At 66.2% G+C, this 10,442-nt stretch carries 7 protein-coding genes and 1 pseudogene; 6 read left to right on the top strand and 2 right to left on the bottom strand.

The annotated features are described in order from the left end of the window. A pseudogene (locus GAS53_RS53680) lies at positions 1 to 401 on the bottom strand (RNA polymerase subunit sigma); the annotation flags it as partial. 627 nt (positions 402 to 1,028) lie between these two features. Between GAS53_RS53680 and GAS53_RS53675 the strand changes: the two are divergent. From GAS53_RS53675 to qcrB, 3 genes are all read left to right on the top strand, one after another. Next, a complete protein-coding gene (locus tag GAS53_RS53675) occupies positions 1,029 to 1,319 on the top strand; it encodes a WhiB family transcriptional regulator (RefSeq protein ID WP_151485117.1) in 291 nt (96 codons plus the stop codon). 80 nt (positions 1,320 to 1,399) lie between these two features. After that, positions 1,400 to 2,062 (top strand): RraA family protein, encoded by a 663-nt coding sequence (locus tag GAS53_RS53670; RefSeq protein ID WP_151485116.1) that lies wholly within the window; start codon positions 1,400 to 1,402, stop codon positions 2,060 to 2,062. Between the two features lie 497 nt (positions 2,063 to 2,559). Beyond that, entirely contained in the window at positions 2,560 to 4,185 is a 1,626-nt protein-coding gene (qcrB, locus tag GAS53_RS53665) for a cytochrome bc1 complex cytochrome b subunit (RefSeq protein WP_151485115.1), read from the top strand. Here the strand turns inward: qcrB and GAS53_RS53660 are convergent. Further along, positions 4,110 to 4,931, bottom strand: a complete 822-nt coding sequence (locus GAS53_RS53660; protein WP_151485114.1) for a hypothetical protein — start codon at positions 4,929 to 4,931, stop codon at positions 4,110 to 4,112. The two genes, qcrB and GAS53_RS53660, sit on opposite strands and share 76 nt — an antisense overlap. A 288-nt stretch (positions 4,932 to 5,219) precedes the next feature. Here GAS53_RS53660 and GAS53_RS53655 point away from each other — a divergent pair, with 288 nt between their 5' ends. From GAS53_RS53655 to GAS53_RS53645, 3 genes are all read left to right on the top strand, one after another. Further along, the gene (locus GAS53_RS53655; protein ID WP_151485113.1) at positions 5,220 to 6,170 is read left to right on the top strand and encodes an alpha/beta hydrolase; all 951 of its coding nucleotides are present in this window, start codon (positions 5,220 to 5,222) and stop codon (positions 6,168 to 6,170) included. A gap of 390 nt (positions 6,171 to 6,560) precedes the next feature. Beyond that, a complete protein-coding gene (locus GAS53_RS53650; protein WP_151485112.1) occupies positions 6,561 to 7,403 on the top strand; it encodes an alpha/beta fold hydrolase in 843 nt (280 codons plus the stop codon). A 127-nt stretch (positions 7,404 to 7,530) separates the two neighbouring features. Beyond that, the gene (locus GAS53_RS53645) at positions 7,531 to 10,362 is read left to right on the top strand and encodes a helix-turn-helix transcriptional regulator (protein ID WP_318724735.1); all 2,832 of its coding nucleotides are present in this window, start codon (positions 7,531 to 7,533) and stop codon (positions 10,360 to 10,362) included. The last annotated feature ends 80 nt before the right edge of the window (positions 10,363 to 10,442 follow it).

The raw sequence follows: 10,442 nt of genomic DNA, 5'->3' as shown, positions 1-10,442 counted from the left end.
GTCAGCCCGAAGACGTCGTTGAGTACGAACGCCGCCCGCTCGGCCGGTGCCAGGGAGTCCAGCGCATTCAGCAACACCCGACTCACCTCCGCCTCCAGCCTCGCCTGCGGCCCCTCGGCGTCTTCCGTCTGCGTGCGGTAATCGTCTCTCTGGCCGGCCGCACCCCGGTCGGATCCGGCGAGTCGGCTCAGGCAGATCGTGCCCGCGGTCTTCGCAAGCCAGGACCGGGGCACCGCGATCTCCTCGCGCGCCTCCTCGGACAGCCCGTACCACCGGCGGTAGGCCTCATCGACCACGCTCTCCGCCTCATCCGGACTGCCCAGCATCCAGTAGGCGACATCCACCAGATACCGACGCTCCTCCAGCAACTCCGCGATCGGCACCGCGTCCGCGTGCTCCATACCGCATCCTCCCTCTCGCACGACACCACGCTGCCGCACGCATCAACCCCGTCGACGTCCAGGAGGGCTCCAGCGATATCGGCGTCCCGGCAGGGTGCCCCTATGCATGCCCCTGTGGCCGGCACGGGGGCTGCTGTTGCCGATGGCTGAGTCCTCGCGCACGACACACTTCTTCCGTTTTCTCGGCTCAATCCCATTGACCGGACACACACAGATCTTGTGACATGAGCTCCGCCCGGGCAGACAAGAGGCAGGGCCCACGGTGAGCCGGTTGCCGCGGCCGCCCGGGGTGTCCGACCCGGCGGCCGACCGGATCCACCCGCGCCGTCGCCGGCAGCGTCCGGCATGCAGACTGGCGCCCGGTCAGGAGCAGCCGCCGGGGCACGGCCGCTGAGCGTCATCGCCGCGGCGTCGCATTAGCGCGATCTGCCCGCGAACTGTGCCTCGACCACACGATCCCCTGCGGATCATCCCCTTCACCGCCACGCGGAACTCGGCTACGTGTCACACATGCGCCGGTTGTCCGGTCTCACGTGACAACCCCGGCAGCTTTTCACAGAGATGAGAAGACCATGATCGAATTCCGGGGCCTCCTGCCGAATAACGACTTTGGAGGTGTGCTTTCCCATGGCTATTGAACGAGGAGACTACGCCACGTATTGGCGCGAACGGGCAGCTTGCCTACGCGTGGACCCTGATCTGTTCTTCCCCATAGGAAACAGCGGCCTGACGCATGAGCAGATCGACGAAGCCAAGGCTGTCTGTGGCCGTTGTCCTGTCATGGCGCAGTGCCTCAACTGGGCCGTGCAGGCGGGGCACGTGGAAGGCGTCTGGGGCGGCACGACCGAGAGCGAACGCCGTGCGATGAGGCGACGTGAGGCCCGCCAGGTCAAGGAGACCGTCACCACGGCGGCGTGACGGTTCCAGCGCCGGCACCCTGCCCGGCCCCGGACAAGGCAACCCGCACCGGGCCTGCGCCCGCAAACTCGAGGAGAAACATGACCGAGAACGCCCTTGGGGACACCACCGGCGACACGAACCTCGCAGCCAGACTCTCCGAACTGGGCTGCGCCGCACTCGTGGACGCAATGGGGCGGATCCACGATCACCGCGCACACATCCTGCCCATGGTCAGTCCCGATCCCAGCCGCCCTCTGTTCGGTCCCGCGGCGACCATTGCGTATATGCCCTGCCGTGACGACGTGAAGCAGTCATCGGAAAGTTTCGCTCACTTCTTCTACCAAGCAGTGGGGAAATTCCCGTCCGGACGCGTTCTCGTACTGTCCAGTGGAGGTTACCCGGACGTATCACACGGAGGGGGAACGAAACTGTCGAGGGTTGCCAACCATGGCCTCGCCGGGGTTCTCGCCGATGGGCGCCTGAGAGATTTCCACCAGCTACGCGAACATGGCTTTGCGGCCTGGTGCAGAGGGGAATCGACCCGTTGGGGCGGCGATACCGTCATGCCCTACGCAGCCAATGTTTCCATCGAGTTCGCTGGTGTCTGCATAACGCCCGGAGACTATATATTCGCAGACTCCTCCGGCGCGGTTGTCATACCCTCCCAGAGCTTGCACCGGGTATTGGAGATGGCCCGGAAGGTCGAAGGTGAAGATTCCTCCTTCATAAAGGAGATCCGCTCCGAAGAAATACCGTTCTGAACTGCGCCGGGCACCCTGGGGCGACCTCGTCGCCCCTGCTCCTGACACAGCGGAGGCCGTGGGTGTCACATCCGCGCCCCATGCCCGGTCATATGGGTGGAGGCAGTCCAGGAGCCTGCTGACCCAAGGAGTGCAGCGATGACCAAGCCTGTTCTTGAGCCTGCAGCTCAGGAGCCTGCGCCGGCGACGAAGCCGGGCGCGGTGCAGAGGGGGATCACGCGGTGGGCACACACCGCGTTCCGCACTGACTGAGCCGTAGTCACATCACCCGAGTTGCGTCGTGAACGGCGCCGAACGAGCAGTCTGCGACGGCTCGTGGAAATTCATGAAAACAGGCCCGGTGCTACGCCTGTCTCAAATCCGCCACCGATAGGCGTCGACCCTGCCGCTCCGAAGTCCCCGCCGTTGCCGAAGGAGCCCACGGCGAGGCCAAGAGATGTGGGTTCTGCAAATTCAGGGGCAACCCTTTGGAACGATTTACGGATGGTGGTAGGGGCATGGGTGACGGGAGTCAGAAAAACGAAGTGCGGCAAGGGCACAAAGGGGAAAAGGTTGCCGACTGGGCCGATGGGCGCCTGGGTATCTACAGCCAGGTCAGGGCAAAAGCCCGAAAGGCTTTCCCGGACCACTGGTCGTTCATGCTGGGCGAGATATGCCTCTACAGCTTCATCATCATCCTCGTCACGGGTGTGTATCTGACACTGTACTTCCATCCGTCGATGAAGGAAGTGGAGTACAACGGCAGCTACGCGCCGCTGCGGGGCCAGATGGTGTCGGAGGCATTCAATTCGACCATGCACATCTCCTTCGATGTCCGCGGCGGTCTACTGATCCGGCAGGCCCACCACTGGGCGGCGCTGGTCTTTGTCGGCGCCATGCTCGTGCACATGATGCGCGTATTCTTTACGGGCGCCTTCCGCAAGCCTCGCGAACTCAACTGGCTGTTCGGATTCCTGCTGCTGATCCTGGGAATGTTCGGAGGACTGACGGGATACGACCTTCCGGATGACCTTCTCTCCGGGACCGGACTCGCAGTCGTGAACGGAACAATCCTTTCCATCCCGATCGTCGGAACGTACCTCTCGATGTTCCTTTTTGGAGGCGAGTTCCCGGGGGACGATCTGGTGGCGCGCTTCAACACCATCCACGTTCTGCTCATCCCAGCCATCATGGTGGGACTGCTTGCCGCCCATCTGATCCTGCTCGTCTACCACAAGCACACGCAGTATCCAGGGCCGGGACGCAGCAACAAGAATATTGTGGGAATTCCGCTCAAGGTACGCGTCGTAAAGTCCGTAGGACTTTTCTTTCTGGTCGCCGGTGTCATCTTCGTCATCGCTGCGGTCGCGCAGATCAACCCGATCTGGCTGTACGGCCCTTACCGCGCCGACCAGGTTTCGGCCGGATCGCAGCCCGACTGGTACATGGGCGTGGCGGACGGTCTGCTACGAGTCATGCCCGGCTGGGAGGTCACCTTCTGGGGCCACACCCTGGCACTGGACAACCTGATCCCGCTGTCGGTGGGTGTGGGCCTCTTCCTTGCTATGGGCGCATATCCGTTCATCGAGGCCTGGGTGACCGATGATGATCGTGATCAGCACGTCCTCGACAGGCCGCGCAACCGCCCGGTGCGTATGGGGCTGGGTGTCGCATGGATCAGTTTCTATCTGGTGGCCTTGATCGGTGCCGCGAACGATATTATCGCCATCCGCTTCCATGTCTCGGTTGAAGCAGTGACGTGGGCAGTTCGCATCGGTCTCTTCATCGTGCCTCTCCTGGCCTATCTGGTAGCGAATCGGTGGGCACTCGGCCTCCAGCGCCAAGACCGCGACAAAGTGCTGCACGGCCGCGAGACCGGAATCGTCAAGCGTTTGCCGCACGGCGAGTTCGTCGAGGTGCACGAGCCGCTCAGTCAAGAAAAACTTCACGTTCTCACACAGCACGAGCAGTACAAGCCGATCGGTCCCGGCCCTGTGGGTAACCCGGAAAGGCCGGATGCCGGATTCCGCCTTGTTCCGCGCCTGCGGGCCAGGCTCAGCCGAAGCTTCTACGGCGAAGGCACGCAGATCCCCAAGCCGACCGAGCGGGAGTACAACGAGATCACCAGCCAACACGGCCGCTGACGCCCCTGCACACGTGCCGGATACGGTGCGGGTGGCGGTCCTCGCCTTGCAGGCGCACAGACCCTGCACCCTTCAGGGGCGGGCAGGACCGGCCGCCTGGCGAGGACCGACCAGGCCGGCTCAAACGCTGTGCAGGCCCGGCTGCCCGACGGGTGGGTGCGCTGGAATGCGGCCCGCTCTCCTCGGCCGCGGCGAACTACCGAACGCGCAAGTCTGTTGTTGGGTCGGTCCGCGGCGTGCAGGGCTTGTCGCAGGACCGGCCCGTTGGCGGACGTGTACTCATCCGCGATGCTGAAGACGCCGGCGCAGCGCGGGCATTCCGCCTTGCCGAAGAGATGGGCGATTCCGTCGGCGAGCACGTCCTCCTCGTCGCGGACAGCCGTCTCGTACATCCATCGGCCGATACCGGAGAGATCCTCGGCGGGCACCGGTCGCAGGTCACGTCGGTCCATGTCCCCCCGGCTCCAGTGCCGGATTGCCGAATAGCGCCCGCAACCGCCGATGGCGATCGTCACCTCCACGGCACAATGCGGACAGGCCAGGTCGTAGAAGTCGTCTGTGAAGTCTCCCGGAACGGCTGCGCAGTGGTACTGCTCCTCCACCGCGAGCAGCGACCGGAACGCCGTGAGGTAGTCGGTCGGCCGCGACCGCAGGTGATCGTCCAGCAGTTCACGGAATTCCGCGATCGCGTCGGCACGGTCCGCCGGGAGATCGTCGCAGCCATGGTGGGCTGCCGCACGCTCCATGATCTCCCCAGCGAGACGGCATGGGCCAGGAGCTGGGGTACGCGATCAGTCTCGGAGAAACAGTCATGCATCCGTGCCCAGTTCACCACCCCGGCATTGAACCGCCTGCCCCGCGGAAAGGGCGATTCCGCATACCGTCTCCAATACCGCCCTTTCGCGGTGCGCTCCATGATCTGGATATCGGTGTCGCCGGATTTTTCCCGGCAAGTGTCACATCTTCAGCAGGTGCCCTGTCATAAGGGTGAAAGCAGGAAAGAGCCTGCCGACCCAAGAGCAAGGAGTGCAGTGATGACGAAGCCCGTTCTTGAGCCTGCAGCACAGGAGATCGCGGACGCGACGGCCAATCCGCCGTTCCTGTACGAGCTCGGCCCGGAGGGTGCCCGGAAGGTCCTGGACGACCTGCAGGCGGCGCCGGTGGAGAAGCCGGACGTGGAGGAGAAGTGGATCACGGTCTCCGCCGAGGTGGGCGATGTGCGGGTACGCATCGTCAAGCCCGTTGACAGCCAGGGCACTTTGCCGGTCGTCCTCTACGTGCACGGCGGCGGCTGGGTCATCGGCAACGCCGGTACCCATGACCGTCTGGTGCGCGAGCTGGCTGTCGGGACGAACGCCGCCATCGTGTTCGTCGAGTACGACCGTTCGCCGGAGGCCAAGTACCCGGTCGCCATCGAGCAGGCATACGCGACTGCTCAGTGGATCACGGCGAAGGGCGCCGAGGAAGGTCTGGACGCCTCCCGGCTGGCTGTTGCCGGCGACTCCGTCGGCGGCAACATGACCGCGGCACTGACCATCATGGCGAAGCAGCGCGGCGACGTGACCTTCGTGCACCAGTCGCTGTACTACCCCGTCACGGACGCGGCCCAGGACACCGACAGCTACCGGGAGTTCGCAGACGGGCCCTACCTCACGGCGAAGGCCATGGCCTGGTTCTGGGACTGCTACACCACCGATCCCGCCCAGCGGGCGGAGACCACCGCCTCCCCGCTCCGGGCGAGCCTGGAGGAGCTGCACGGGCTGCCGCCCGCGCTCGTCATCGTCGACGACAACGACGTACTGCGGGACGAGGGTGAGGCGTACGCCCGCAAGCTGACCCAGGCCGGTGTTCCCACCACGAGCATCCGCATCAACGGCACCCTGCACGACTTCATGATGCTCAACCCCCTCCGTCCCACACAGGCCACAACTGCCGCGGTGGAGCGGGCCATTCGCACTCTGCGCACCGCCCTGCACAGCAACTGACAGTTCTCCGGGACCCAACCGCAGTATCTGAAGGACGAGCAGCACAGAAGCTGTTCACACTCCCGGCGCTCATGCGCGTGAACCCTGCGGTCCTTACCTGTTCATAGGCCGCCACAGACACGATGAGCGCTGTGCGCGAGCCGATCCGTACGGCCGCTCCGGCACCCTGCCAACCCGCGCACCGGAAGCCGGACCGATTCACCGAGCCGAGCCGATCCTCGGCCGCAGCACGTTCTCAGCAAGCCCCAGCCATATTCCCCGCTTGCCGCGCCGCTGCCGTCTGCCGCCTACGACCTGTCTCTGCATGACGTGCGACAGCATCCCGCCGCAAGCGCGGCCATGTCCCTCTGTCCGGACACGGCCGAAACCTCTGCCTCGAAAGGGCCCATCATGAACCATCGTTCGCTTTACCGACGTGCCCGCACTCCTCTCTCCCTCATGGCCACCGCCACCGTCGCCGCCGCCCTGTTCGCCGCGTCGGTCGGTCCGGCCAGCGCCGGCAAGGGCACTTCCGCGCCGCACCGCAAGCCGACCGTCGTACTCGTCCACGGCGCGTTCGCCGACTCCACCAGCTGGAACGGCGTCGTCAAGAAGCTGAAGCGGGACGGCTATCCGGTGGTGGCCGCGGCCAATCCGCTGCGCGGGCTGAGCAGCGACGCCGCCTACCTCAAGGATCTCCTGGCCAGCATCGACGGCCCGGTTGTGCTCGCCGGGCACTCCTACGGCGGATCGGTCATCAGTAACGCCGCCAACGGCGCCGACAATGTGAAGGCGCTGGTCTACATCGCCGCCTTCCTCCCCGACAAGGGGGAAAGCGCGGTCGAGCTGTCGGGCAAGTACCCCGGCAGCACGCTGGGCGAAGCCCTGCGCCCGGTCCCGATCACCATGCCTGATGGTTCCAAGGGGACGGACCTCTACATCGAGCAGGGCAAGTTCCACCACCAGTTCGCCGCGGATGTCCCCGAGAACACCACTGACCTCATGGCGGTTGCCCAGCGACCGGTGACCAGTGCCGCGCTGGAGGAGGGTGCCTCCGAGCCGGCCTGGAAGACCATTCCGTCCTGGGTCCTGGTGGCCACCAAGGACCTCAACATTCCGCCGCAGGCGCAGACGTTCATGGCCGAGCGCGCCAAGGCGCACACGGTGGAAGTCCGGGCCTCGCACGCCGTGAGCGTGTCCCGCCCCAACGACGTCGCCGACATCATAGAGAAGGCGGCACGGACGGTCCGCTGACCGGCGCACTCAACAGGGCGGGGCGGCGAAGGTGCCGCCCCGCCCGTTCGTCCTCAGCTCCGGCTCACCCGGCCACCTGCTGACCCCGCGCCCCTTGGAACTCCCGCTTGGCGGGGGATTGAGAGGCGTGCACTCGTTGAAAGGCGTACGCTCGACGCAGACGGCGCCTGCGTCGCGGGATGGTGGTGTACGGGTGCTTGGCCGGAGCAGGGAGTGCGGCGCGCTTGATCAGCTTGCGGCGAGTGTACGAGCCGGTCAGAGCGCCGCTCTCGTGTTGCGCGGCGAGACAGGTATCGGCAAGACCGCCCTGCTCGACTATCTCTCGGAGCGCGTGGCCGACTGCCGGGTAGCTCGAGCCGGCGGCACCGAGGCTGAGATGGAGCTTCCGTTCGCCGGGTTGCACCAGCTCTGTGGACCCTTGTCCCAGGACATCGATCACCTTCCCGGGCCACAACGCGATGCGCTCGGTGTCGCATTCGGTCTGTCCAGCGGCGGACCGCCGAACAGGTTTCTGCTTGGCCTGGCTGTACTCAGCCAGTTGGCCTTCGTGGCCGAGGAGCGGCCGTTGATCTGCCTGGTCGACGATGCGCAATGGCTCGATCGCGCGTCGGCACAGGTTCTTGGCTTTGTGGCGCGACGCCTCATGGCGGAGTCGGTCGGCTTCGTTTTCGCGGTGCGGGAGTCGGAGGACGAGGAGCGTGCGTTCGACGGGCTTCCCGAACTGAGTGTGCGCGGCTTGAAGGAGCGTTACGCTCGGTCGCTGCTGGACTCGGTGACCTCCGGGTGGATCGACGAGCGCATCCGGAGCAGGATTCTCGCCGAAGCACGGGGGAACCCTCTCGCCCTTTTGGAGTTGCCGCGCGGGTCGACGGTGGCCGACCTGGCCGGCGGGTTCGCCCGGCCGGACGCGCAGCCGCTGGCGAGCCAGATCGAGCAGAGTTTCGTCAGCCGGGTCCGGTCACTTCCGCCGGCGACGCAGCGACTGTTGCTGATCGCCGCTGCCGAGCCGATCGGGGACGTCGACTTGTTGAGACGTGCCGCGGAGAAACTCGGGATCGGTGTGGACGCGGCGTCCCCGGCGCTGGCAGCGGGATTGATCGAGTTGGGCACGCGGGTGCGGTTTCGCCATCCGCTGGTGCGCTCCGCGTCCTACCGCGCCGCAACGCTGTCCGACCGGAACGAAGTCCACCGCGCGCTGGCCGAGGCCACCGACCCCGACTCGGATCCTGATCGTCGAGTGTGGCATCGCGCCCACGCGACGGTGGTCCCCGATGAGGCGGTGGCCGTTGAGCTGGTGCGCTCGGCAGACCGGGCCAAGATTCGTGGCGGCGTCGCGGCGGCGGCGGCTCTTCTCCAGCGTGCGATGGAGCTGACACCCGACCCTTCTCTTCGTTGCAGACGATCGCTTGCGGCCGCGGAGGCGAAGTTCGAGGCGGCGGCGCCCGAGGCGGCGTATCAGCTTGCGATGGTTGCGGAGTTGGGTCCGCTCGACGAGCTCGATCGCGCCCGGCTGGCGCGGCTGCACGCGCATATCGTCTTCACCCGCGGCCGAAGCGGTGAAGCCACGCCCCTCTTCCTCGAGGCAGCCAAACACCTGGAGCCGCATGACGCGGCGCTGGCCCGTGAGACGTATCTCGAGGCGCTCGCCGCGGCCATCTTCGCCGGCCGGCTCGACGACGGACAGACGATCTGGGATGCCGCTGAGGCTGCCCGCGCAGCGCCCCGCGGACATACCCCGCCGCAGGAGATGGATCTCCTGCTGGACGGGGTGTCGACCCGCTTCACGGCGGGCTACGCAGCGAGTGTGAAGCCGCTCCGGAAGGCCCTCCGGGCATACCAGGCGGACGCTTGGGACCAGCAGAGCGACGTCACGCGCCGGCTCTGGCTGGCATGCCCGGTGGCACCCGAACTCGTCGCTCCGGAGCTGTGGGACGACGGGGCATGGCACGAGCTGGCGAGCCGTGCGGTCCGACTGGCCCGCAACGGCGGGGCGCTCGCCGTCCTTCCCAGGGCACTTGCCCATCGTGCGGCTGTACATCTGCTGGCCGGCGAGTTCGCCACCGCCTCGGCCCTGATCGACGAAGCGGACGCGATCACCAAGGCGACAGGCAACGCCCCGCAAGGTTGCATCTCACTCATGGTCGTGGCATGGCGTGACGAGGAGCGCCAGGCGATGAAGGCGATCGACGCCGGAATCCGGACCGCGACTGCCAAGGGTGAGGGACGGGCCCTGGGGCAGATCAACTACTTCAGCGCTGTGCTGCACAACGGCCTGGCCCGGTATGACGTCGCTCTCGACCATGCCCAACGGGCGTGTGAATACGAAGACATGGGCTGCTTCGGCTGGTATCTCGCCGAGTTGGTGGAGGCGGGTGTACGTAGCGGCAATCGCGATGCGGCCGTTGCCGCCCTGGCCCGGCTGGCGGAGATGACCGACGCCGCCGGCACGGACTGGGCGCTGGGTATCCAGGCACGCTCGCGTGCGCTGCTGAGCAGGGGCGACGCCGCGGAGCAGCTCTACCGGGAGGCGATCGAGCGGCTGGACCGTACCCGCATCCGCGTGGAACTCGCCCGGGCCCACCTGCTGTACGGGGAATGGCTGCGCCGGGAGAACCGCCGCAGCGACGCCCGCGACCAGCTGCGGACCGCCTACGAGATGTTCACCCGGTTCGGTGCCGGCGCGTTCACCAACCGCACCAGCCGCGAGCTGCGGGCCACCGGCGAAACAGTCGCCAAACGCACCATCGCCACCCCAACAGCCCTCACCGCCCAGGAAGCACAGATCGCCCGCCTTGCCCGGGACGGAATGACGAACCCCGAGATCGGTGCGCAACTGTTCATCAGCCCTCACACCGTCGAATGGCACCTGCGGAAGGTGTTCGCCAAACTCGGCATCACCTCCCGCAGACAACTGCGCAGCGCACTCTCCGACCATCCATCCACCACAGCCCCGGCCTAGGCGGTGTCTTCAAATGATCTTGAGTGGTGGATCATGGTCGGGTGATACGTCGACATGAACTGTCGGATGCCGAATGGGAG

The sequence above is a fragment of the Streptomyces albicerus genome (genome assembly GCF_008905045.1).
GTDB classification, from domain to species: Bacteria; Actinomycetota; Actinomycetes; order Streptomycetales; family Streptomycetaceae; genus Streptomyces; species Streptomyces albicerus.
The sequence above is the reverse complement of the archived record's forward strand: the minus strand, read 5'-3'. Positions and strand labels throughout refer to the sequence as shown.